This window comes from Micromonospora sp. NBC_00362, from assembly GCF_026342155.1.
Taxonomy (GTDB): domain Bacteria; phylum Actinomycetota; class Actinomycetes; order Mycobacteriales; family Micromonosporaceae; genus Micromonospora; species Micromonospora hortensis.
In genome coordinates this window covers 5,447,560-5,471,225 of sequence record NZ_JAPENH010000001.1, presented here as the reverse complement: position 1 = coordinate 5,471,225, position 23,666 = coordinate 5,447,560, and the positions used below count along the sequence as shown (strand labels likewise).

At 69.7% G+C, this 23,666-nt stretch carries 22 protein-coding genes; 10 read left to right on the top strand and 12 right to left on the bottom strand.

Annotation, left to right across the window (positions count from 1 at the left end):
• The first annotated feature begins 133 nt into the window (after positions 1 to 133).
• The 5 genes from OG992_RS25220 to OG992_RS25200 all read left to right on the top strand — a co-directional run bounded on the left by OG992_RS25220 (position 134) and on the right by OG992_RS25200 (position 6,020).
• Positions 134 to 1,735: an ABC transporter substrate-binding protein gene (locus tag OG992_RS25220; protein ID WP_238687747.1), complete on the top strand. Its 1,602-nt coding sequence runs from the start codon at positions 134 to 136 to the stop codon at positions 1,733 to 1,735.
• Positions 1,736 to 1,932: 197 nt separating this feature from the next.
• A complete protein-coding gene (locus OG992_RS25215) occupies positions 1,933 to 2,871 on the top strand; it encodes an ABC transporter permease (protein WP_238687748.1) in 939 nt (312 codons plus the stop codon).
• A 72-nt stretch (positions 2,872 to 2,943) separates the two neighbouring features.
• Positions 2,944 to 3,900, top strand: a complete 957-nt coding sequence (locus OG992_RS25210; protein ID WP_124778295.1) for an ABC transporter permease — start codon at positions 2,944 to 2,946, stop codon at positions 3,898 to 3,900.
• 70 nt (positions 3,901 to 3,970) lie between these two features.
• Positions 3,971 to 5,002, top strand: coding sequence for an ABC transporter ATP-binding protein (locus OG992_RS25205; protein ID WP_112583768.1), 1,032 nt, complete (start codon positions 3,971 to 3,973; stop codon positions 5,000 to 5,002).
• Positions 4,983 to 6,020, top strand: a complete 1,038-nt coding sequence (locus OG992_RS25200) for an ABC transporter ATP-binding protein (RefSeq protein WP_238687749.1) — start codon at positions 4,983 to 4,985, stop codon at positions 6,018 to 6,020. The genes OG992_RS25205 and OG992_RS25200 overlap by 20 nt, the downstream gene beginning before the upstream one ends.
• A gap of 97 nt (positions 6,021 to 6,117) precedes the next feature.
• Here the strand turns inward: OG992_RS25200 and purH are convergent, their stop codons facing one another.
• Genes purH through OG992_RS25185 form a run of 3 tightly spaced genes read right to left on the bottom strand, consistent with a single transcriptional unit; the run spans position 6,118 to position 8,584 of the window.
• A complete protein-coding gene (gene purH / locus OG992_RS25195; protein ID WP_238687750.1) occupies positions 6,118 to 7,689 on the bottom strand; it encodes a bifunctional phosphoribosylaminoimidazolecarboxamide formyltransferase/IMP cyclohydrolase in 1,572 nt (523 codons plus the stop codon).
• A complete protein-coding gene (gene purN / locus OG992_RS25190) occupies positions 7,686 to 8,306 on the bottom strand; it encodes a phosphoribosylglycinamide formyltransferase (RefSeq protein ID WP_091406347.1) in 621 nt (206 codons plus the stop codon). The genes purH and purN overlap by 4 nt, the downstream gene beginning before the upstream one ends.
• Positions 8,303 to 8,584: a hypothetical protein gene (locus tag OG992_RS25185; RefSeq protein WP_238687751.1), complete on the bottom strand. Its 282-nt coding sequence runs from the start codon at positions 8,582 to 8,584 to the stop codon at positions 8,303 to 8,305. Before OG992_RS25185 ends, purN begins: the two co-directional genes overlap by 4 nt.
• A gap of 12 nt (positions 8,585 to 8,596) precedes the next feature.
• Here OG992_RS25185 and OG992_RS25180 point away from each other — a divergent pair, with 12 nt between their 5' ends.
• Positions 8,597 to 9,151, top strand: coding sequence for a DUF4190 domain-containing protein (locus OG992_RS25180; protein WP_210783383.1), 555 nt, complete (start codon positions 8,597 to 8,599; stop codon positions 9,149 to 9,151).
• A gap of 97 nt (positions 9,152 to 9,248) precedes the next feature.
• Here OG992_RS25180 and OG992_RS25175 read toward each other — a convergent pair whose 3' ends face one another.
• Positions 9,249 to 10,538, bottom strand: a complete 1,290-nt coding sequence (locus tag OG992_RS25175; RefSeq protein ID WP_238687753.1) for a DUF6350 family protein — start codon at positions 10,536 to 10,538, stop codon at positions 9,249 to 9,251.
• A 200-nt stretch (positions 10,539 to 10,738) separates the two neighbouring features.
• Here OG992_RS25175 and OG992_RS25170 point away from each other — a divergent pair, with 200 nt between their 5' ends.
• The gene (locus OG992_RS25170) at positions 10,739 to 11,005 is read left to right on the top strand and encodes a DUF4190 domain-containing protein (protein ID WP_266304444.1); all 267 of its coding nucleotides are present in this window, start codon (positions 10,739 to 10,741) and stop codon (positions 11,003 to 11,005) included.
• Positions 11,006 to 11,066: 61 nt separating this feature from the next.
• On the opposite strand, the gene sucD is transcribed toward OG992_RS25170, so the two are convergent.
• The 3 genes from sucD to OG992_RS25155 form a co-directional block, all read right to left on the bottom strand.
• On the bottom strand, positions 11,067 to 11,954 hold the full coding sequence (gene sucD / locus OG992_RS25165; protein WP_238687755.1) for a succinate--CoA ligase subunit alpha: 888 nt from the start codon (positions 11,952 to 11,954) through the stop codon (positions 11,067 to 11,069).
• A gap of 2 nt (positions 11,955 to 11,956) precedes the next feature.
• Entirely contained in the window at positions 11,957 to 13,135 is a 1,179-nt protein-coding gene (gene sucC, locus OG992_RS25160; RefSeq protein ID WP_238687756.1) for an ADP-forming succinate--CoA ligase subunit beta, read from the bottom strand.
• 431 nt (positions 13,136 to 13,566) lie between these two features.
• Positions 13,567 to 13,971: a cobalamin B12-binding domain-containing protein gene (locus tag OG992_RS25155; RefSeq protein ID WP_030491849.1), complete on the bottom strand. Its 405-nt coding sequence runs from the start codon at positions 13,969 to 13,971 to the stop codon at positions 13,567 to 13,569.
• A gap of 486 nt (positions 13,972 to 14,457) precedes the next feature.
• Here OG992_RS25155 and OG992_RS25150 point away from each other — a divergent pair, with 486 nt between their 5' ends.
• Both OG992_RS25150 and OG992_RS25145 read left to right on the top strand, forming a co-directional pair.
• Complete coding sequence (locus OG992_RS25150; protein ID WP_238687757.1) at positions 14,458 to 15,165, top strand: M23 family metallopeptidase; 708 nt, start codon at positions 14,458 to 14,460, stop codon at positions 15,163 to 15,165.
• A 273-nt stretch (positions 15,166 to 15,438) separates the two neighbouring features.
• Positions 15,439 to 16,209: a M23 family metallopeptidase gene (locus tag OG992_RS25145; protein WP_238687758.1), complete on the top strand. Its 771-nt coding sequence runs from the start codon at positions 15,439 to 15,441 to the stop codon at positions 16,207 to 16,209.
• A gap of 95 nt (positions 16,210 to 16,304) precedes the next feature.
• Here OG992_RS25145 and pcrA read toward each other — a convergent pair whose 3' ends face one another.
• A complete protein-coding gene (gene pcrA / locus OG992_RS25140) occupies positions 16,305 to 18,710 on the bottom strand; it encodes a DNA helicase PcrA (RefSeq protein WP_266304443.1) in 2,406 nt (801 codons plus the stop codon).
• Positions 18,711 to 19,033: 323 nt separating this feature from the next.
• Here pcrA and OG992_RS25135 point away from each other — a divergent pair, with 323 nt between their 5' ends.
• Positions 19,034 to 19,423, top strand: coding sequence for a chorismate mutase (locus OG992_RS25135; protein WP_266304442.1), 390 nt, complete (start codon positions 19,034 to 19,036; stop codon positions 19,421 to 19,423).
• A gap of 168 nt (positions 19,424 to 19,591) precedes the next feature.
• Here the strand turns inward: OG992_RS25135 and OG992_RS25130 are convergent, their stop codons facing one another.
• From OG992_RS25130 to OG992_RS25115, 4 genes are read right to left on the bottom strand one after another with little or no spacing between them, the layout of a single operon-like run.
• The gene (locus OG992_RS25130; RefSeq protein ID WP_210783364.1) at positions 19,592 to 20,605 is read right to left on the bottom strand and encodes an ABC transporter ATP-binding protein; all 1,014 of its coding nucleotides are present in this window, start codon (positions 20,603 to 20,605) and stop codon (positions 19,592 to 19,594) included.
• Positions 20,598 to 21,626 carry an ABC transporter ATP-binding protein gene (locus tag OG992_RS25125; protein ID WP_238687860.1) on the bottom strand — a complete coding sequence of 343 codons (1,029 nt, stop codon included), beginning with the start codon at positions 21,624 to 21,626 and terminating at the stop codon, positions 20,598 to 20,600. The genes OG992_RS25130 and OG992_RS25125 overlap by 8 nt, the downstream gene beginning before the upstream one ends.
• Before the next feature lie 26 nt (positions 21,627 to 21,652).
• Entirely contained in the window at positions 21,653 to 22,621 is a 969-nt protein-coding gene (locus OG992_RS25120) for an ABC transporter permease (RefSeq protein WP_238687761.1), read from the bottom strand.
• Positions 22,614 to 23,540, bottom strand: coding sequence for an ABC transporter permease (locus OG992_RS25115; protein ID WP_238677478.1), 927 nt, complete (start codon positions 23,538 to 23,540; stop codon positions 22,614 to 22,616). The genes OG992_RS25120 and OG992_RS25115 overlap by 8 nt, the downstream gene beginning before the upstream one ends.
• Between the last annotated feature and the right edge of the window lie 126 nt (positions 23,541 to 23,666).

Below are 23,666 nucleotides of genomic sequence, written 5' to 3'. Positions count from 1 at the left end.
CACCCCCGGACCGTTACCCACCCGCAACCGGGTCGTTGTCGAAGGCCAGTCGCCGACCTACCGTTACCGCTTGTTGCGCAGCGTAACCCAGCGTCGGGCCTGACTGCGCAGCGTGAGGAGATGAGGAGGCTCAATGCGAGTTCGTAGACTCGCCGCCTGGACCGCCCTCCCGCTCGCGGTGACGCTGGGCCTCGCGGCCTGCGGCAGCGGCGGAGACGGTGGATCCGGTGGCAGCGACAGTTCGGTGGTCAGCATTCAGATCGCCGAGCCGAAGCACCTGGTTCCCACAAACACCACCGAGACGTCCGGGTCGCAGGTGATCGCCGGCCTGTTCAGCCCGCTCGTCGACTACGACGCCCAGAACAAGCCGTACGAGGTCGCCGCTCAGTCGATCACCTCGTCCGACAACAAGGTCTGGACGATCAAGATCAAGGACGGCTTCACCTTCCACAACGGTGAGAAGGTCACGTCCCAGAACTACATCAACGCCTGGAACTACGGCGCGTACGCCCCGAACGGTCAGGACACCAACCCCTTCTTCGAGAAGGTCGCTGGTTACGCCGACCTGCAGGGCAAGGCGCCGAAGGCCAAGGAGATGTCCGGTCTGAAGAAGGTCGACGACCTCACCTTCACCGCGACGCTCTCCGAGCCGTACATCGACTTCAAGACGACGCTGGGCTACAACGCGTTCTTCCCGATGCCGGATGCCGCGTTCTCGGCTCCGGGCGTGCTCAAGGACTCCTACGAGCAGGCGCCGATCGGGCAGGGCCCCTTCAAGATGAAGGGCACCTGGCAGCACGACAGCAAGATCGACGTCGAGCGCTACGACGCGTACCCGGGCGAGAAGCCCAAGGTCAAGAACATCGAGTTCCGGATCTACCAGCAGCTCACCGCTGCCTACGCGGACGTCCTGGCGGACAACCTGGACGTGCTGCCCACGATCCCGACCGAGAGCCTGAGCACCGCGCCGAGCGACCTGGGTGACCGGTACAAGACCAGCCCGATGTCGTCGTTCCAGTTCCTCGCGTTCCCGACGTTCGACAAGGACTACAGCAGCCCGGACGTGCGCAAGGCCATCTCGATGGCGATCGACCGTGACGAGATCACCAAGTCGGTCTTCAAGGGTTCGCAGACGTCGGCGCGCTCCTTCGTCGCGCCGGTCCTGCCGGGCTACCGGGAGGACACCGCGGGCAAGGCCGCCGAGTTCAACCCGACCGAGGCCAAGAAGCTCTACCAGGCCGCCGGCGGTCCGTCGAAGATCGTCATCTCGTACAACGGCGATGGCGGGCACAAGGACTGGGTCGACGCCACTGTCAACCAGCTCAAGACCAACCTGGGCGTGGACGCGGTCGGCTCGGTCGAGCCGAAGTTCGCCGACCTGCTGACCAAGGTCGAGAAGAAGACGCCGGTGGGTGCGTTCCGGATGGGTTGGGTCATGGACTACCCGACCATGGAGGACTACCTCGGCCCGCTGTACAGCACGAACGGCTCGTCGAACTACTACGGCTACAGCAACCCGGAGTTCGACAAGCTGGTCAAGGAGGGTTCCGCCGCCAAGACGCAGGACGAGGCGATCGCCAAGTACCAGCAGGCGGAGGACATCCTGGCCAAGGACATGCCGGTGATCCCGCTCCGCTTCGGCGAGAACGTGTTCGGCCACTCGTCCAAGGTCAAGAACGTGGAGATGGACCTGTTCCAGCGGGTCAACCTCGTCAAGATCGAAGCAGCCAGCTGAGCTGACCATGGTGCGGGCCACCCGGGCGACGAAGCCCGGGTGGCCCGGACCGCACCACCGGGGCCGGGCCGCAGCAGCGGACCCGGCGTCGGTGGTGCCGGCTCCCCCGGGCCGGACGGCACGTCTCGGATATTTCGGGTACGACCAGAGATGCCGTCCTGCGACCCTTTCGCACATTTCCGGAGAGACTGCTAAGCATGTTCCGCTACATCCTGCGGCGCCTACTGCAGATGGTCCTGGCGTTCTTCGGGACCACCCTGATCGTCTACGCGCTGACATTCGCCGGACAGGGCGACCCGATCCAGGCGCTCGCCGGCGAGCGGCCGGTGACGCCAGCCCAACGGGCCTACCTGACCGAGAAGTACAACCTGGATCAGACGGGCGTCGGCGGCTTCTTCTACCGCTACTTCGACTACGTGAAGGACCTGCTCCAGGGCAACCTGGGCGAGTCGCTCACCGGTCGGAGCATCGGTGACATCCTCCAGCAGGCCTGGCCGGTCACCGTGCGCCTCGCGCTCATCGCGCTCGCCGTGGCGATCATCTTCGGCGTCACCGCCGGGGTGCTCGCCGGCATCCGCCGGGCCAGCATCTTCGACAACTCGACGCTGGTGCTGACCCTGCTGGTGCTGGGCATCCCGACCATCGTGCTGGCGCCGCTGGCGCAGTACTTCCTGGGCGTCAAGTGGCAGCTCTTCCCGCCCACCGCCGGCTCCGACCCGAGTTTCTACGCGCTCCTGCTGCCGGGCATCGTGCTCGGCTCGCTGTCGCTGGCGACCGCCCTACGGCTCACCCGGGCCTCGGTGGCGGAGAACCTGCGCGCGGACTACGTCCGGACCGCCCGGTCCAAGGGCCTGGTCAAGCGGCGCATCGTCGTCGTCCACGTGCTGCGCAACTCGCTGATCCCGGTGGTCACCTTCCTCGGTGTGGAACTGGGCAACCTGATGAGCGGCGCGATCATCACCGAGGGCGTCTTCAACATCCCCGGCGTGGGCTTCAACCTCTTCCGCGGCATCCGCACCGAGGACGGCCCCCTGGTGGTGGGCATCGTCAGCGTGCTCGTCGTGGTCTACCTGGTCTCGAACCTGGTGGTGGACGTCCTGTACGCCGTACTCGACCCGAGGATCCGCTATGAGTGAGCGCAGCGAACGAATCATCAGCGCAGCGTGCCTGGGCTCTCATGCCGGCGCCGAGCGCAGCGAGGTGGCGGCATGAGTGACTTTGAAACTGTGGCGGCCACCGAGAACCAGGCCGCGCGACGTGGCCCCTCGGGGGAGCCGGGCACGCCCAACCAGGTCGGCGCCGCGAACAAGCCCCGCAGCCTGGCCGGTGACGCCTGGCGGGACCTGCGCCGCAACCCGATCTTCTGGATCTCGCTGGCGCTGGTCGTCATCTTCACCCTGATGGCGCTGCTCCCCGGGGTCTTCACTGCCAACAACCCGAACGACTGCCTGCTCTCCCGGCAGCACGCCGGGCCGTCGGGCGGGGCCATCTTCGGGTACGACTTCCAGGGCTGCGACACGTACTCCCGGGCGGTCTACGGCACCCGGGCCTCGCTGCTGGTCGGTGCGCTCGCCGCGTTGGGCACGGGAATCATCGCGCTGGTGATCGGCATGTTGGCCGGTTACTTCGGCCGCTGGGTCGACGCTGTGCTCTCCCGGGTGATCGACGTGGTGCTCGGCATCCCGCTGCTGCTGGCCGCGATCGTGCTGCTCAAGCGCGTGTCCAGTGACAGCCAGTGGGCCCGGATCGGCGCTGTCGTCTTCGTTCTGGCTCTCCTCGGCTGGACCACCGCCGCCCGCGTGGTCCGGTCCTCGGTGATCACCGCGAAGGAGCAGGACTACGTCGCGGCGGCCCGGATGCTCGGCGCCGGCAACAGCCGGATCATGTGGCGGCACATCCTGCCGAACTCGCTGGCCCCGGCCATCGTCGTACTGACCATCGCGCTCGGCTCGTTCATCGCGGCCGAGGCGACGCTCTCCTTCCTCGGCATCGGCCTGAAGGCGCCCACCATCTCGTGGGGGCAGGACATCGACACCGGCCGGATCCACATGCGGGAGGCGGCCACCCCGTTGATCGTCCCGTCGGCCTTCCTGGCGCTGACCGTGCTGGCGTTCATCATGCTCGGCGACGCGATCCGTGACGCCTTCGACCCGAAGCTGCGGTGAGAACATCCGTGCGAGCGCGAGGAGTGAGCGGAGCGAGCCCCGCAGTCGCGAGCGAAAGGCAAGCACAGTTATGACTGTCAATCCAACTCCCGCCTCTGCCACACCCGAGGGCGGTCACCTGCTGGAGTTGCGGGACCTGCACGTCGAGTTCCGCACCAACGAGGGCGTCGCCCGGGTGATCAACGGTGTGTCGTACCACCTGGACGCCGGCGAGACCCTTGCCGTGCTCGGCGAATCCGGCTCAGGTAAGTCGGTCACCGCCCAGGCGATCATGGGCATCCTGGACACCCCGCCCGCGTTCGTCCGCTCCGGCCAGATCCTCTACCAGGGTGAGGACCTGCTGACCCGCTCCGAGGAGCAGCGCCGGCAGGTACGCGGCAAGGAGATCGCGATGATCTTCCAGGACGCGCTCTCCGCCCTCAACCCGGTCTTCCCGGTCGGCTGGCAGATCGGTGAGACGCTTCGCCAGCGCGCCGGCATGTCCCGGGCCGACGCTCGACGTCGTGCCGTCGAACTGATGGATCTGGTCAAGATCCCGGGTGCCGCCAAGCGGATCGGCGACTACCCACACCAGTTCTCCGGCGGCATGCGACAGCGCGTCATGATCGCCATGGCGTTGGCACTGGACCCGAAGGTCCTGATCGCGGACGAGCCCACCACGGCCCTCGACGTGACAGTGCAGGCCCAGATCATGGACCTGCTGGCCGACCTGCGCCGGGAACTCAACATGGCGATGATCCTGATCACCCACGACCTGGGTGTGGTCGCCGGTGTCGCGGACCGGATCGCTGTCATGTACGCCGGCCGGATCGTCGAGCACGCCGACGTCCGCTCGCTCTACAAGGCGCCCGCCCACCCGTACACCAAGGGGTTGTTGGAGTCGATCCCGCGCCTGGACGTTCGCGGCCAGGAACTGTCGACGATCAAGGGGTTGCCGCCGAACCTGATGCGCATCCCGTCCGGCTGCCCGTTCCACCCACGGTGCCCGTACGTCCAGCAGGTCTGCGTGGACGAGGTGCCGCACGACCTGGTCCTCGGCGATGGCCGGACCAGCGCTTGCCACTTCGCGCAGGAGGTCCGTGATGACAGCGTCGCCCGCTAACCCCACAAAGGTCCGCGGCGAGACCATCCTCTCCGTCGACAACCTGGTGAAGCACTTCCCGATCACTCAGGGCGTGCTCTTCCAGCGGCAGATCGGGGCGGTCAAGGCCGTCGACGGGGTGAGCTTCGAGCTGCGCCGGGGCGAGACGCTCGGCGTGGTCGGCGAGTCCGGCTGCGGCAAGTCCACCCTCGCCCGGTTGCTGATGCGGTTGGAGACGCCCACCTCCGGACGCGCGACCCTTGAGGGCAAGGACCTGTTCAAGGCTTCCGGGGGTGAGCTGCGCCGGCTGCGCCGCAACATGCAGATGGTGATGCAGGACCCGTACACGTCGCTGAACCCGCGGATGACCGTCGGCGACATCATCGGCGAGCCGTTCGAGATCCACCCGGACGCCGCGCCGAAGGGCAGCAAGGCCAAGCGGGTCCAGGAGCTGTTGGACCTGGTCGGGCTCAACCCGGAGCACATCAACAGGTACCCGCACCAGTTCTCCGGCGGTCAGCGTCAGCGCATCGGCATCGCCCGCGCCCTCGCGCTGAAGCCCGAGGTGATCGTCTGCGACGAGCCGGTGTCGGCGCTCGACGTCTCCATCCAGGCCCAGGTGATCAACCTGCTCAAGCAGCTACAGGGCGAGCTGGGGCTGTCGTACATCTTCATCGCGCACGACCTGTCGGTGGTGCGGCACATCGCCGACCGCGTCGCGGTGATGTACCTCGGCCGGATCGTCGAGATCGGCACCGAGGACGAGATCTACGAGCGGGCCACCCACCCGTACACCCAGGCTCTGCTCTCTGCCGTGCCGGTGCCGGACCCCGAGGCCCGCGACCAGCGCAACATGATCCGGCTGGTCGGCGACGTGCCGAGCCCGGCCGACCCGCCGAGCGGGTGCCATTTCCGGACCCGCTGCTGGAAGGCCCAGGACATCTGCGCCACCGAGGACCCGGCGACCGTTCCCCGGGCAGCGGACCCCCACCCGTCCGCCTGCCACTTCGCCGAACTCCGCCCCACCACCCCGGCCTAACCGACCCAGCCCCTGCGGTTGATCATGAAGTTATTGCCCTGACACGCCGACGTGCAGGGCAATAACTTCATGATCGACGGGGTCTGGCCCCCGGGGGTTAGTGGAAGAAGTGGCGGGTACCGGTTAGGTACATCGTTACGTTGGCCTTCTTGGCCGCTTCGATGACCTCTTCGTCGCGGATGGAGCCGCCGGGCTGCACGATGGCGCGGACGCCGGCGTCGATGAGGATCTGCGGGCCGTCGGCGAACGGGAAGAACGCGTCCGAGGCGGCGACCGAGCCGCGGACCCGGTCGGCGCCGGCGCGGCTGACCGCGAGCTGCGCCGAGTCGACCCGGTTGACCTGACCCATGCCCACGCCGACGGTGGCGCCGTCCTTGGCGAGCAGGATCGCGTTGCTCTTCACGGCGCGGACCGCCCGCCAGGCGAACGCGAGGTCCCGCAGCAGCTCCTCGTCGGCGGCCTCGCCGGTCGCCAACTGCCAGTTGGCCGGGTCGTCGCCGGGGGCGTTGACCCGGTCGGCGACCTGGGCCAACACGCCACCGGTCACCTGCCGCAACTCCACCAGCGCCGGCTTCCAGGCCGGTGCCCGCAGCAGCCGGATGTTCTTCTTGCCCTGCAACACCTCGACCGCGCCCTCGTCGAAGCCGGGGGCGACCACCACCTCGGTGAAGATCTCGGCGACCTGCCGGGCCAGCTCGACCGAGACCGACCGGTTGACAGCGATGACACCGCCGTACGCCGACACCGGGTCGCAGGCGTGCGCCCTGCGGTGGGCCTCGGCGACGTCCGCGCCGACCGCGATGCCGCACGGGTTGGCGTGCTTGATGATCGCCACCGCCGGCTGGTCGGCGAAGTCGTTGGCGGCCCGCCAGGCGGCGTCGGCGTCGACGTAGTTGTTGTACGACATCTCCTTGCCGTGCAGCTGCTCGGCCTGGGCCAGCCCGGCCGGGGCGTCGGGGTCGGTGTAGAGAGCGGCGGGCTGGTGCGGGTTCTCGCCGTAGCGCAGCGCTGTCGACTTGCGCAGCGCCAACCCCGCGAACTGCGGCCACGAGTCGTCGGCGGGTGCCAGCTCCTGGGCGCACCACTGGGCCACCGCGACGTCGTACTCGGCGATGTCGGCGAACGCCCGGGCGGCCAGCGCGCGACGCTGGGCCATCGTGAAGCCACCCTCGCTGAGCGCACCGATCAGCGCCGGGTAGCCGGCCGGGTCGGTGAGCACGGCAACCGAGGCGTGGTTCTTGGCGGCGGCCCGCACCATGGCCGGGCCACCGATGTCGATCTGCTCCACGCACTCCTCGACGCCGGCGCCGGAGGCGACGGTCGCCTGGAACGGGTAGAGGTTGGAGACCAGCAGGTCGAACGCCGCCACGCCCAGCTCGTCGAGCTGTGCCACGTGCGTGTCCTTGCGCAGGTCCGCGAGGAGACCCGCGTGCACCTTCGGGTGCAGGGTCTTGACCCGGCCGTCGAGCACCTCGGGGAACCCGGTCACCGTCTCCACCGGCGTCACCGGCACCCCGGCGGCGGCGATGGTGCCCGCCGTGCTGCCGGTGGACACGATCTCCACACCGGCCGCGTGCAGGGCCTGAGCCAGCTCGACCAGCCCGGTCTTGTCGTAGACGCTGACCAGCGCCCGCCTGATCGGGCGGCGCCCGTCCTGAGTGGGACTCACGGAACCGTGACCTTCCTTCCGGTGATGGTCCAGCCTTCGCGGACCAGCCGACCGACCTGCTCGACGAGCTGGCGTCGCTCGGCTTCCTTGATGCGCTCGGTGAGCGTGTCGACGTCGTCGTCGTCAAGCACCGGCACCGCTACCTGCGCGACGATCGGCCCGGTGTCCATGCCGGCGTCGACGAAGAAGAGGGTGGCTCCGGTGAGCTTCACGCCGTAGGCGAGGGCGTCACGCGGGCCGTGGATGCCGGGAAACGCCGGCAGCAGCGTGTTGTGGGTGTTCAGGTAGCGGTCGCCGAAGGCGGCGAGGAAGTGCGGGCCGACCAGCTTGAGGAAACCGGCGGAGATGACCAGGTCGGGTTGGTGCTTCGCGACGTGCGCGGTGAGCGCGCGGTCCCAGTCCTCCCGGGTGTCGTGGTCGCGGACCCGTTCGACGAAGGTCGGCACCCCCGCCGCGTCGGCCCGGTCCAGGCCCGCGATGCCGTCGCGGTCCGCGCCGACCGCGACGACCTGTGCGCCGTACGCGGGGTCGGCGGCGGCATCCAGCAGCGACTGAAGGTTGCTCCCGGAGCCGGAGATGAGGACGACGATGCGGGCGACAGGCGCGGGCTCGGTCACCGGGCCACCCTATCGGGCAGGTCAGGGACGCCCTTCGACTGGGCGGTGCGCCGATCTTCGACGGTGCCGACGTGCGTCGACCCGGTACGCTGCCGCTCGCTCGGGCCGAACGCCGCGCCGGCCCACACACCGCCCCTGATCCGGCACACGAAGCGGTCGACAAGGGCAAGTTTGCCTGCTTTGGGAGACATGTCGTCCTGTTGCTGTACTGGGCTTTGGGAGGACTGACCGCGATCATGGATGGAAATAAAGAGCACCAACTGACGGAACCAGTCCAAGGAGCTTCTCGAATGCAGCCCGGTAACCCCGGTCAGGACCCGTACGGCCAGCAGCCCAACCAGGACCCGACCGCTCCGCAGCCGCCGGCCGCCCCGTACGGCCAGCAGCCCACCTCCGGCCAGCCGTACGGCCAGCAGCCGCAGGACCCGTACGCCGCGCCGCAGGCCCCGTACGGCCAGCAGCCCACCTCGGGGCAGCCGTACGGTCAGCAGCCGCCGTACCAGGACCCGTACGCGCAGCAGCAGCCCCCGTACGGTGCCGGCCCGACCTACCCGAACGCCGGGTACCCGCAGGCACAGGGGCAGAACAACACCCTCGGCCTGGTGTCGATGATCCTCGGTATCGCGTCGATCCCGCTGATCTGCTGCCTGTACCTGGGCATCCCGGTCGGCATCGCGGGCATCGTGACCGGCTACCTCGCCAAGCAGAAGGTGGCCCAGGGCCAGGCCAACAACGCCGGCCAGGCCAAGGCCGGTCTGATCTGCGGCGCGGTTGGCGTCGGGCTGGGCATCCTGCTGCTCATCCTGAGCGTCGTGGCGCAGGTCAACCTGCCCACCCAGCCCTGACGGGCGCGGATTCGGCGGGGCGCTCCGGGTTCGCCCGGGGCGCCCCGCGCTCGTCTACGGCACGGGTCGGCAGGTCAGCGCCCGGGTGGCGGCGGCGCTACTGCGTGGGCCCGCGGGTCAGCGCCCGGGTGGCGGCGGCACCGAGCAGCGCGCCGACCGCTATGACACCGGCCGCCACCGCCCCGACCTGCCAACCCACAGGCCCGACCTGGGACAGCCGACCGGCGCCGAGCGGCCCGCCGGAAATCGCCGCGGCCGCGCCGAGCACCACGCCGGCCACCGGCCCGGCCAGCACCGCCGGCGCCAGCAACTCGGCCCAGCGCTGCGCGGCCCGCTCCGGGACGGCGAGTCGAGCCACCCGCCGGGCGAGCAGCCAACCGGCGACCATCCCGGCCAGCACTGGCACCGCGAGCAGCAGGGCGCCCAAGCCGTCCACCGGGCCACGCGGCAGGCCAGCGAGCAGCGGCACGGCCGGCAGCGCGCCGACCGACACCTCGCTGGTACGGACCGCGGTGTCGGTCCCGACCGCGAACCCCGGCCCGAGCAGGTAACTGGTCGACCAGACCGCCGCGTTGGGTGCGTACGCGGCGCTGACCAGGGTGATGCCGGCCTGCCCGGCGACCCCGGTCCGGTACGCCCCGATCATGTCGGCCGCGTCGCCGCCGCCGGTGGCCACCGCAAGGCCGGCCGCGCCCGCGCCCGCGCCGAGCAGCAGCAGCCCGGCCACCAGGCCGGTGCGAACGCCGTCGCGCACCGGCCCCGGAAGCCGGGTGACGAGCAGCCGGGTCACTGCGGTGATCCGGACCGCGCCGACCAGCGCGGCGAGTGTGCCGACCGCCGCGAACGTGGCGCCCGCCCGGATCAGCGACACAGTCGGCCCACCCGTGCCGACCAGCACCGCCGCGAGCGCGCCGAGCAGCGCGTACGCGATACCGACCGCTACCGCGGCGAGCAGTGCCCGGCGCGGTGAGCGGGTGTCGCGAGCACCGATCGCCCGGCTGACGTGCACGCCGGCGCGGGTCAGCCGCCAGAGTGCGAGCACTGTCAACGCCAGCGGCGCGAGCCCGAGCGGCCCGGTCTCGGTGTGCAGGGGCACGCCGTGCCCGAGCAGCCAGCCGGCCAGCGCGGTGCGCAGGGTGCCGGTCAGTGTGGTGGAGTCCGCGCCGAGCTGCACCAGGCCGAGCACTATGGCGACCGGCAGGTAGGAGGTGAGGGCGGCCCAGCAGGCGGCCACCCCGGCGGCGACGGGCAACGGTGCCCGCCCGCGCGGCGACCCGCCCGCGCGAGGCGCGGGCACCCGCCGGGCCGGTGCGGCGCGGTCGACCGGCCGGTCGTCGGCGCTCACACCGCCGGGACGGCTGGGACGGTCAGGGGTGACGGGGGACATCCGCTCTACTCTGGCACGTCGCGCGGGCCGTGGCAGTCCGTTAACCCCTCCTAAGGTCGGCGAGTTGACCGAACCGACGTCCTGCTCACCCGGGCCGGTCTAGCCTCGGCCCTGAGGGGGCGCGAGTCGCCGCCACCCGGGACGGGCCCGCCGGTCGCGGTCCAAGCCGGCACGTCGCCCACTACCGCTCGGAGGAAGCTGTGACGACGCCATACCCGCCTCCCCCACCACCACCGGCCCGAGGACGCGACCGCACCACCCTCTGGGGCGTGCTGGGCATCGTGCTGGGGCTGATCTGCTGCGGCGTCTTCGGCATCGTCTTCGGCTACCTGTCCATCCGCGACGCCCGGCGGTACGGGCAGTCGCCGCTGCTCGGTTACCTCGCCATCGCGTTCGGCGTGATCAACATCATCGGTGGGGCGATCCTGCGCTCGACCGGCAACTACCCGTTCTGGAACAACGACTGACGCGTACGCCGAAGGGGGTCGACCGTAAGCGGTCGACCCCCTTCGTGTTGCCCTGACCGGCTCAGCTGCCGGACATGATCTCCCGCATCAGCTTCGCGGTCTCGGTCGGCGTCTTGCCGACCTTGACGCCGACGGCCTCCAGCGCCGCCTGCTTCGCCTCGGCGGTGCCGGCGGAGCCGGAGATGATCGCCCCGGCGTGACCCATGGTCTTGCCGGGCGGAGCGGTGAAGCCGGCGATGTAGCCGACCACCGGCTTGGTGACGTTGGCCTTGATGAACTCGGCGGCCCGCTCCTCGGCGTCGCCACCGATCTCACCGATCATGACGATGGCGTCGGTCTCCGGGTCGGCCTCGAACGCCGCGAGGGCGTCGATGTGGGTGGTCCCGATGATCGGGTCACCGCCGATGCCGACGCAGGTGGAGAAACCGATGTCGCGCAGCTCGTACATCATCTGGTAGGTCAGCGTGCCGCTCTTGCTGACCAGGCCGATCCGGCCGGAGCCGGTGATGTCGGCCGGGATGATGCCGGCGTTGGACGCGCCCGGCGAGGCGATGCCCGGGCAGTTCGGCCCGATGATCCGGGTCCGCTCGCCCTGCGAGACGTTGTACGCCCAGAACGACGCGGTGTCGTGCACCGGGACGCCCTCGGTGATCACCACGGCCAGCGGGATCGCGGCGTCGATCGCCTCGACCACGGCGGCCTTGGTGAACTGCGGCGGCACGAAGATGACAGTGACGTCGGCCCCGGTCTCGGCCATCGCGTCCGCGACGGACGCGAAGACCGGCAGCTCGGTGCCGTCGAAGTCGACAGTCTGGCCCGCCTTGCGCGGGTTGACGCCACCGACGACGTTGGTGCCGGCGGCCAGCATCCGCCGGGTGTGCTTGGAACCCTCGGAACCGGTCATCCCCTGGACGATGACCTTCGAGTCCTTGGTCAGCCAGATAGCCATGATCAGACCCCCGCAGCTGCCAGCTCGGCGGCCCGCTCGGCCGCACCGTCCATGGTGTCCACCCGCTGCACGAGCGGGTTGTTCGCGCTGTCCAGGATCGCCCGGCCAGCTTCGGCGTTGTTGCCGTCGAGGCGGACGACGAGCGGCTTGGTGACCTGCTCGCCGCGCTGCTCGAGCAGGGCCAGCGCCTGGATGATGCCGTTGGCGACCTCGTCGCAGGCGGTGATGCCGCCGAAGACGTTGACGAAGACGCTCTTCACGGCCGGGTCGGAGAGCACGATCTCCAGCCCGTTCGCCATCACCGCGGCGCTCGCGCCGCCGCCGATGTCGAGGAAGTTGGCCGGCTTGACGTTGCCGTGCCGCTCACCGGCGTACGCGACCACGTCGAGGGTCGACATGACCAGACCCGCGCCGTTGCCGATGATGCCGACCTCGCCGTCGAGCTTGACGTAGTTGAGGTCCTTGGCCTTGGCGGCCTGCTCCAGCGGGTCCACGGCGGCCTGGTCGACGAGCGCCTCGTGGTCCGGGTGCCGGAACCCGGCGTTCTCGTCCAGGCTGATCTTGGCGTCGAGGAGCAGCATCCGGCCGTCGCCGTTCTTGGCGAGCGGGTTGACCTCGACCAGAGTGGCGTCCTCGGCGACGAACGCCTGCCACAGGCCGACGGCGATCTCGACCACCTGGTCGGCGACCTCGGCCGGGAAGCCGGCAGCGGTCACGATCTCGCGGGCCTTGGCCTCGTCCACGCCCTTCACGGCGTCGATCGGGGCCTTCACGACCTTGTCGGGGGTATCGGCGGCGACCTGCTCGATGTCCATGCCACCGGCGACGCTGGCGATGCAGAGGAAGGTGCGGTTCGCCCGGTCGAGCAGGTACGAGAAGTAGTACTCCTCGGCCACGTCCGCGGTCACCGTGATCATGACCTTGTGGACGGTGTGACCCTTGATGTCCATGCCGAGGATGTCGGTGGCCCGGGCCACCGCCTCATCCGGGCCCTCGGCCAGCTTGACGCCGCCGGCCTTACCTCGGCCGCCGACCTTTACCTGCGCCTTGACGACCACACGGCCGCCAAGACGTTCGGCGATCGCGCGGGCCTCTTCCGGGGTAGTGGCGACGCCGCCGGCCAGCACGGGCAAGCCGTGCCGCTCGAACAGGTCCCGCCCCTGGTACTCGTACAGGTCCACGATTGCGCGTCCCGTCCCGTCTCCGCGGCGCGCCGTCGCGCCGCCACCAGCGTTCAGAAAACAGTTTGACGCCTGTCATCAGTTGAAACAGGCCATTGGCCGCAGCCTAGCGAGGTCGGCACCACCGGCAACCGAGCGGGTGCACGGTGTGCGGTAATGCACAACCGGACATCAGGTGTGGCCGGTTTCCGGCCATGACTCGGGCGGCATCCACCGTCCGGGCGATGTTGTCCGGCTTGCGTAACCCTGTCGTGGGGGCGTCGTTGAGTCAGATGTCGGAGCGCTGAACAGCGCAAAGACGGGATACGGCCGATGCCCTGTCGGTCGAGGGGTGGCGGCGGGGCATCGTGCATAGAGGGGCCGGACGTGTGAGGGGTGCGTCCGGCCCCTCCCCCGTGCCCAAAATCGGTGGCGCAGCGGATCGGCGTGCCTCAGGAAACCGGCTGGGCCACGTTCTGTCGAACCCACTCGACAATCGCCTGGGTGGTGGCGCCCGGCGTGAAGATCTTCGCGACGCCCAGCTTCTCCAGCTCGGGAATGTCGCCGTTCGGAATGATGCCGCCACCGAACACGACGATGTCGCGGGCGTCCCGCTCACCGAGCAGTTCCAGCACCCGCCGAAAGAGCGTCATGTGCGCCCCGGAGAGCACTGACAGGCCGACCGCGTCGGCGTCCTCCTGGATGGCGGTCTCCACGATCTGCTCGGGAGTCTGGTGCAGGCCGGTGTAGACGACCTCCATGCCGGCATCTCGCAGGGCGCGCGCGACGACCTTCGCGCCCCGGTCGTGGCCGTCCAGGCCAGGCTTCGCGACGACGACCCGAATCCGAGAGCTCATCAGCGCACACCTTTCACCGGCTTGACCGCCTTCACCTTAACGAACGGTAACCCGGCGGGCCCGACCCGGGAAATCCGGGCTCGGCTACCGGCCGTTACCCGGCGTGTCGACCGCGCAACCCGGAGAGGTCCGGCCTGGCGCCGTCCCGGCCTCGTCGCCACCGCGCCGCTGGCAGGGCCGGGGACGCCATCCCGGCGCCGTCCGGAGTCAAGTCGGACGACTCCGCCGGAACGGTCACGCTCGGCGACGAACGGGCAGCGACGGGGGCACCGTTCGGCGTCGCGATGCATGACAATCATGGACGCAAACGGACAGATCGACACGCCAATTTTTCGGTCTAGCTTGTGACTCGCCTGGCGGTTGGCTAACGTGTCCACGGTTGTCATCAGGTCCATGGACGGGTGACGACGCGGTCAGCGGACGTCTCACTGGAGCTTCAGGGGACGCCCACCGGCCGCTTCGGAACCCCGACAACGGAGGGTGTGCGTGCGCCAGCGCCTGTCGTCTGAGCCCGATCGATATCGCGGTCGCCGCCGCGTACCCACCCCACCCCGCAGCCGTTACGCCGCTGTCGTCACCACCGCGTTCGTCGGTGCCGGCATCGTGGCCCTCGGCGCGAGCGCCCTGCCGGACGCCAAGGACGTCAGCCCGACGGTCCTCGACGAGCTAAAGCAGGCGTCGGTCACCAGCCAGGACGCCGCGGCCCGTGCGGACAACGCCGACCGCGCCTCCCGGGACAGCCGCAGCACTGACAACGCCGAGCCCGAGGTCTGGCTGCTGCCGCTGCAGGGCTACGACTTCAACTCCCCGTACGGCGTCCGCTGGGGCAAGATGCACACCGGCGTGGACCTGGTCGCCGGCGAGGGCACGCCCTACGTGGCGATCCACGACGGGTTGGTCACCAAGGCCGGCTGGTTCGGCGGGTACGGCAACGCGGTGATCGTCCAGCACGCCGACGGCAGCGAGGCCATCTACGGCCACTCCTCCGCGGTGAGCGTCAAGGAAGGCCAGCAGATCAAGGCGGGCGACCAACTCGGCCTCGTGGGTCAGACCGGCCACGCGTACGGCACCCACCTGCACCTGGAGATCCATGTCAAGGGGCAGCCGATCGACCCGGTGCCGTTCCTCCAGGAGCGCGGAGTGGACATCAAGCTGCAAGTCGAGGCAATTTACAGCGACGTAGCCGCCGGCTGACGGTGCGTGACGACCGTTGACCGCCCGGATCTGTTGATCCGGGCGGTTTTGCTTTGTGCGGTCCCGGCGGATGTATCCCGGGTCACAGCACCGAATGTGACCGACGACACGCGCCAACATGATCACTTTTCTGGATGTAGCGCCTCACAGCGGGTCATATCCGGGCACCCGACCGTCCGCTCTCTGTCCGAGGGTTCGGTCCCCGCGCCTGCCCTACCTCGGCCGGACACCAGTATTTCGAGGTCAAGTGCCCCTCGACTGTGAAGGTCCGCCGTGCAGGAAGACAGCCCCGTCCAGAACGAGAACACCCCCGACACCAGCGAGACCCCGCCGCCGCGGCGCACCGGCCGACGGAACCGCCTCATCGTGCTCGGGGCCGCCGCCCTGGTAGCCCTCGGCCTCGGCGGTGTCGCCGTCGCCACCAGCGGCACCGACCAGCCGGCACCCGCCGCCGTCTCCCTCGACGCCCAGGCCCGGGCCGACGCCGCGAGCCGGGCCGACCGCTCGGTTCGTGAGTCGAGCACCCCGGCCGCCCCCTCGCTCAGCCCGACGCCCAGCCCGTCCGCGATCAGCGCCAGCCCGGCCCCCGCGAAGACGGCCGCCGCGAAGGCCAAGCCGAAGCCGAAGAAGACCACCAAGCCCACGCCCGCCTGGGTCGACCCGATGCCGGGCGCGGCCGTCACGTCCTGCTACGGGCAGCGCTGGGGAACCCTGCACGCCGGTATCGACCTGGCGATGCCCTCCGGCACGCCGATCCACGCGGCGGCCGCCGGCACCGTGACCCAGGCCGGCGACGCCTCCGACGGGTACGGCAACTCCGTCTTCGTCGACCACGGCAACGGCTACCTGACGCACTACGCCCACCAGAGCCGCATCGCTGTCACCGTCGGCCAGAAGGTGAAGGCCGGCCAGCTCATCGGCTACGAGGGCGCCACCGGCGACGCCACAGGCCCGCACCTGCACTTCGAGGTGCACCAGGGCATGTGGAACCAGATCGACCCGGCCCCGTTCATGCGGGCCCACGGCGTCGACCTGGGCTGCTGAGGCGACATCCCGGCGCGGTCCCGGGCGCAACAGCAGGAGGGAGGGGCCCGAGGCCCCTCCCTCCTGCCGCAGTGCAATGGTGCGGGCGCGCCGGGTCAGAGCTTGTCGACCGGGGCGTGCCGGAGCACCAGCCACATGGTCTGGTCGCCGAAGTCGATCTGCGCGCGGGCACCCGGGCCGTGCCCCTCGACGGCGAGCACCCGCCCCAACCCGTACCGCTGATGGTTGACCCGGTCGCCCGCTGACACCTTCGGCCCCTGCGGCAGCTCGCTGGCGGTGGTCAGCCGGCTGGCGTCCACGCCGAGCCGCTGCGCCAACTGCGCCGCCTTCGGCGTACCCCCCGTGAAGTTGCCACGCACGCCGGGCGCGCGGTCCGCACGGCCACCGACGCCGCCGCCCCCGCCAGCCCACGAGGTGTACGACCCCTCGGTGCGCTCCCAGTGCACCAACTCGGTCGGCAGTTCCTCCAGGAAGCGCGACGGCGGGTTGTAGGACGGCTGCCCCCAGGCCGAGCGGGTCACCGCCCGGGACATGTAGAGCCGCTGTCGGGCACGGGTGATGCCGACGTACGCCAGGCGGCGCTCCTCCTCCAACTCCCGGGTGTCGCCCAGCGAGCGCAGGTGCGGGAAGACGCCGTCCTCCAGCCCGGTCAGGAAGACCACCGGGAATTCCAGCCCCTTGGCGGTGTGCAGCGTCATCAGGGTGACAACGCCCTGGTGGTCGGGGTCGTCGGACGGGATCTGGTCGGCGTCGGCGACCAGCGCCACCTGCTCCAGGAAACCGGCCAAGGTGGCCCGCTCGCCCTCCTCGCCCAACGCCTCGATCCGCTCGGTGTACTCGCGGGCGACGCTGACCAACTCCTGGAGGTTGTCCACCCGACCGGCGTCCTGCGGGTCCAGGCTCTCCTCCAGCTCGGTGAGGTAGCCCGAGCGGGTCAGCAGCGCCTCCAGCACCTCTTCCGGGGTGCCGGTCTCGGACAGCTCGCGGGCCCCGTCGAGCAGCGCCACGAAGTCGGCGATGCCATTGGCAGCCCGGCTGGAGATGCCCGGCGCCTCCCGGGCCCGCCGCAGCGCCGCGCCGAACGAGATCCGGTCGCGACTGGAGAGCGCCTCGACACACGCCTCGGCGCGGTCGCCGATCCCCCGGCGCGGAGTGTTGAGCACCCGCCGCAGGCTCACCGTGTCGTCGTCGTTGACCACCGAACGCAGGTACGCCAGTGCGTCGCGGACCTCCTTGCGCTCGTAGAAGCGCACCCCGCCGACCACCTTGTAGGGCAGGCCGACCCGGATGAACACCTCCTCGAAGACGCGGGACTGCGCGTTGGTGCGATAGAAGACCGCGACGTCGCCGGGGCGGGTCTCGTCGGCGTCGACCAGCCGGTCGATCTCACGGGCCACCCAGTCGGCCTCGGCGTGCTCGGTGTCGGCCACGTAGCCGACGATCTGCTCGCCGGCGCCGGCCTCGCTCCACAGCCGCTTCGGTTTGCGGGAGGTGTTGCGGTCGATCACCGCGTTGGCCGCGTTGAGGATGGTCTGGGTGGAGCGGTAGTTCTGCTCCAGCAGGATCGTCCGCGCGTCGGTGTAGTCCCGTTCGAACTCCAGGATGTTGCGGATCGTCGCACCCCGGAACGCGTAGATCGACTGGTCCGCGTCGCCGACCACGCACAGCTCGGCCGGCTCCACCCCCTCGGTGCCGGACACCAGCTCCTTGATCAGGATGTACTGGGCGTGGTTGGTGTCCTGATATTCGTCCACCAGCACGTGCCGGAACCGCCGACGGTAGCTCTCCGCGACGTGCGGGTGGGACTGGAGCAGGTGCACCGTTGTCATGATCAGGTCGTCGAAGTCCAGGGCGTGCGCCTCACGCAGCCGACGCTGGTAGAGCGTGTACGCCTCGGCCAGCGCCCGCTCGTTGGGGCCGGTGGCCCGTGCGGCGAACTGCTCCGGGTCGACCAGCTCGTTCTTGAGATTGGAGACCTGGGCGGCCAACCCCCGCGCCGGGTAGCGCTTCGGGTCGAGATCCAGCTCGCGGGTGACCAACTGCATCAACCGGCGGGAGTCGTCGGCGTCGTAGATCGAGAATGTCGACTTGAGGCCGGCGTGCTCGTGCTCCGCACGCAGGATCCGCACGCAGGCCGAGTGGAACGTCGACACCCACATCAGGCGGGCCCGGGGGCCCACCAGCGCGGCGACGCGTTCCTTCATCTCGCCGGCGGCCTTGTTGGTGAAGGTGATGGCGATGATCTCACCGGGGTGCACGTCCCGAGCGGCGAGGAGGTAGGCGATCCGGTGCGTGAGCACCCGGGTCTTGCCGGACCCGGCGCCGGCCACGATCAGCAGCGGCGAGCCGGCATGGCTGACGGCGTCGCGCTGCGGCCCGTTCAGCCCGGCGAGCAGCTGCTGCGGATCGAGGCGCGCGACGGCAGCCCCGGGTCGGTGCGGGCGGGCCGGCGCGGACTCCGGCGCAGGCGGGGACGCGGGGATGTCGAAGAGAGGATGCATCGCCCGACAAGTCTATGCCGCCGGCCGGACACTGCGCCTCTGGCGCTCAGCGGCTCGTGCCGACGGCACGCACCACCACCCGGCACGCCCACCGGCGAAAGGCGCCCTCCGCGACGCGGAATGCTTGCGCACCCGGCAACGACGTGGGCATACTCGACGGCGTGATCGCTGCGCGCTTCTACTTTTACTATGGCACCGGGAGTCCGGCTGCCGTAGGTCGCGCCTGATCGATTCAGACCTGCTAAAGCCCCGGGCTCCTGGAGTCCGGGGCTTTTTCCGTCCCAGGTTCCGGGCACCGGGCACCACAGTGCGAGAGGTACCCGATGATGACAGACGTGATGGAGCAGAGCGGCAGCCCGATCCGACCGGGGCAGCCCGCCGTGCAGGGCACTGAGCCGGCGGTGGCCACACCACCGGCCGGGGCGGACGCCGAGCCGGCCGAGCAGCAGACCGGCACCCAGGAGCCGTCCGCCTCGGCGCGGATCGTGCAGATCAGGGAACGGATCGACGCGATCGACCACGAGTTGATCACGCTCTGGCAGGAGCGGGCCGCGTTGTCCCAGGAGGTCGGGGTGACCCGGATGGCGTCCGGAGGGACCCGCCTGGTGCTCTCCCGGGAACGGGAGATCCTGGAGCGTTTCCGGGTCGCGCTCGGCGCCGACGGCACCCAGCTCGCCCTGCTGCTGCTCCGCGCGGGCCGCGGCCCGCTGTGAGCCGTCCCAGCCCGCGTCGAACCGGGCCACGGCCCCCTGGTGAGCCACACCGCCCGTCTGCTCACTGACGCCGCGTGGGCGGCCAGGCGCCGCGCTGCCGATCCGGGTCACTGACAGACGAAACCGCCTGCCGTCGTCGTGGTGACGGCGGCAGGCGGTCTCGGTGACTCACACCTCGTGGCTGGCGACGATCTCGCGCTTCTCGGCGAAGTGGCAGGCGCTCGGGTGGTCCGAGTCCCGTCGGATCTCCAGCAGCGGGACCTGCTCGGCGCAGACGTCCTGCGCCTTCCAGCAGCGGGTCCGGAACCGGCAGCCCGACGGCGGGCTGATCGGCGACGGCACGTCACCCGTGAGCCGGATGATGGTCTTGTTGTGCCGCTGCGTCGGGTCCGGCACCGGCACCGCGGAGAGCAGCGCCTGGGTGTACGGGTGGGTCGGTCGCTCGTAGATCTCGTCCTCGGTGCCGATCTCGACGATCTTGCCGAGGTACATCACCGCGACCCGGTCCGACAGGTGGCGGACCACCGACAGGTCGTGCGCGATGAAGACGTACGAGAGGCCGAACTCGCCCTGCAACTGCTCCAGCAGGTTCATGACCTGGGCCTGGATGGAGACGTCCAGCGCCGACACCGGCTCGTCGCAGACGATGATCTCGGGCCGCAGCGCGAGCGCGCGGGCGATGCCGATGCGCTGACGCTGACCGCCGGAGAACTGGTGCGGGTACCTGTTGATGTGCTCGGGGTTGAGCCCGACCAGGTCGAGAAGCTCGCGAACCTTGGCCCGGCGGCTGCCCTTCGGCGCCACCTCCGGGTGGATCTCGAACGGCTCGCCGAGCAGGTCACCGACGGTCATCCGCGGGTTCAGCGAGGTGTACGGGTCCTGCATGACCAGCTGGATCTGCCGGCGCAGACGCCGCAGCGCCCCACCGGACAGCTTCGAGATGTCCTGGCCCTTGTAGACCACGTTGCCGGCGGTCGGCTTCTCCAGGTTCATCAGCACCCGGGCAAGCGTCGACTTACCGCAGCCGGACTCGCCGACCACACCGAGCGTCTCACCGGCGCGCAGTCCGAACGAGACCCCGTCGACCGCCTTGACCTGGCCGACGGTCTTCTTGAACACCACACCCTGCGTGACGGGGTAGTGCTTGACCAGGTCATTGACCTCGAGGATGTTCTCAGACACGGTTCACCAGCTCCTCGGCGAAGTGGCAGGCGCTGGCCCGAGCGGGGCCGACCTGCAGCAGCGGCGGGACCTTCTCCCGGCACACCGGCTGAGCCATCGGGCACCGCGGGTTGAACGGGCAGCCCGGCGGGATGTTCATCAGGTTCGGCGGGAGGCCCTTGATCGTCCGGAGCTGCTGCCCCTTCTCGTCGAGGCGCGGGATCGAGTCGATCAGACCCAGCGTGTACGGGTGCGCCGGCTTGGCGTACAGCTCGTACACGTCGGCTTCCTCGACGATCCGGCCCGCGTACATGACAGCGATCCGGTCCGCGACGTCGGCAACCACGCCGAGGTCGTGGGTGATCAGGATCATGCCCATCTGCCGCTCGCGCTGAAGCTCGGCCAGCAGGTCCATGATCTGGGCCTGCACCGTCACGTCGAGGGCGGTGGTCGGCTCGTCCGCGATCAGCACCTCGGGGTCGAGCGCCAGCGACATCGCGATCATCGCGCGCTGCCGCATACCGCCAGAGAACTGGTGCGGGTAGTTGTTGAACCGGCCCTTGGCGTTCGGGATCTTGACCTGGTCGAGCATGTCGATCGCGCGCTTCTTGGCCTCCGCGCGGCTCATGCCCCGCCGGACCCGGAACTGCTCAGCGATCTGGAACCCGACGGTGAAGACGGGGTTCAGCGCGGAGAGCGCGTCCTGGAAGATCATCGCGATGCCCTCGCCGCGGATGCGGCGGCGCTCCTCGTCGGACATGCGGAGCATGTCCTTGCCGTGGAAGCGGACCTGCCCACCGGTGACGAAGCCGGGCGGCGTGTCGAGGATGCCCATGATGGTCTGCGCGGTGACGCTCTTACCGGAGCCGGACTCGCCGAGCACGGCGAGGGTCTCCCCCGCGTCGACGTGGTACGTGACCCCGTTGATGACCTTTGCGACGCCGTCCCGGGTGCGGAACTCCACCCGCAGGTCGTCGACCTCGAGCAGGCGGCCGGAGGGACGCCCGGACCCGCCGGGTCCCGGCGCTGACTGCTCGGACACGAGAATGTCGGACAACTGGATCTCCCCTAGCGGAGTTTCGGATCGAGGGCCTCGCGGACCGACTCACCGAGCATCACGAAGCTCAGCACTGCGGTGACGAGGAACGCGGCGGGGAAGAACACCAGCCCCGGCGCGACCCGGATGAACTGCTGCCCGTCGCTGATCATGATGCCCCAGGACACCACCGGCGACTTCAGACCGACGCCCAGGAACGACAGGGTGGCCTCGGCGCCGATGAACGAGCCGACCATGATCGTGCCGTACACCAGCAACGGGGCCAGGCAGTTCGGCAGCAGGTGCTTGAGGATGATCCGGCCGGTGCCGGCACCCAGTGCGCGGGCCGCCACGATGTAGTCGGCCTCCTTGGTGGCGAGCACCGAGGAGCGCATCAGTCGCATCACGACCGGCCAGCTCAGCACGATCAGGGACGCGGTCACCAGGCCCATGATCTTGTTCTTGCTGTTGCCGGCGCCCGAGCCGTTGAAGGTGGTCAGGATGACGATCGCGCCGAGCACGAAGGGCAGACCGAAGAAAACGTCGGCGATCCGGCTGAGCAGCGCGTCCACCCAGCCACCGCGGTAACCGGAGATGATGCCCATGGTTCCGCCGATGAGCAGGGTGCCCAGCACGGAGAGCACGGCGACCTGGATGGACGCACGCGCACCGTAGATGACGCGAGCGTAGACGTCACGGCCCTGCACGTCGTAGCCGAACCAGCCATTGGCCGACGGCTTGTCGAGGCTGCGGGACAGCGAGCCGTTGACCGCGTCGCCCGGGGCGAACAGCGCCGGGAAGGCCGCCATCAGCAGGAAAATCACGATCAGCGTGGCCGAGATCCAGAACAGCGGCTTGCGTCGCAGGTCCCGCCATGCGTCGCCGAGCAGGCCGCGCGGCTTGTCGTTGCTCTGCGGCTGGCCCGCGGTGGCGGGGGCGGCGGAGTCGGTGGGGTGTGCGCCAGGGGTGCTGACGATCGATGCGGTACTCGGGTCACTCATAACGGATCCTCGGGTCCAGGGCGGCGTAGAGCAGGTCAACCAGCAGGTTCATCACGAGATAGACCAGCACCAGGACGACCACGATGCCTACTACAGTGGCGCTTTCCTTGGTGATGATCGCTCGGAAGACCTGGCGGCCGATCCCGTTGATGCCGAAGATTCCCTCGGTGACGATCGCGCCGCCCATCAGGGCGCCGAGGTCGGTGCCGAGCAGGGTCACCACCGGGATGAGCGAGTTGCGCAGCAGGTGCACACCAACGACTCGGCGCATCGGCAGGCCCTTGGCGATGGCGGTGCGCACGTAGTCCGCGCGGCGGTTCTCCGCGATGCTCGTTCTTGCCACCCGTGCGATGTACGCCACTGACGCGCTGCCGAGCACGAAGCCGGGCACGATCAGCTCGGACCACCGCATCTCGGAGGAGACGGTCGGCTTGATGATGCCCCACTGCACACCCAGCAGCCACTGGAGCACGAAGCCGACCACGAAGACCGGCAGTGCGATCAGGAAGAGGGTGGAGACCAGGACCAGGTTGTCCAGGAAGCCGTTACGCCGCAGACCGCTCAGCACGCCGGCGCCGAGGCCGATCACGGCCTCGATGGCGAGCGCCACGACGGCCAGCTTCAGGGTGTTCGGGTACGAAGTCAGGATGATGTCGCTGATCTCGCGCTGCGAGAACGTCTGACCGAAGTCGCCCTGGAGCAGGTTCTTCATGTAGTTGGCGTACTGCACGAAGACGTTCTGGTCGAGGTGGTACTTCTCGGTCATGAAGGCGATGTACTGGTCCGGGCAGCGACGCTCACCGCACTTGCCGGCGAACGGATCGCCCGGAACGGCCCAGACGAGCCAGTAGATCAGGAACGTCGTACCGATGAAGACCGGCACGAGTTGGAGCAGCCGTCTCAACAGATAACGGCCCATGGGGTGGTCCTCCAGACAGGGGGCGCGTCGGACGGCCGACACGGTGGTGACAACGTGCGAGTGGAGTGTTGTAACACCCAATCGCGGAACGGCCCCGGGTCGGGCTCACCGGATGTGGCGAGCCCG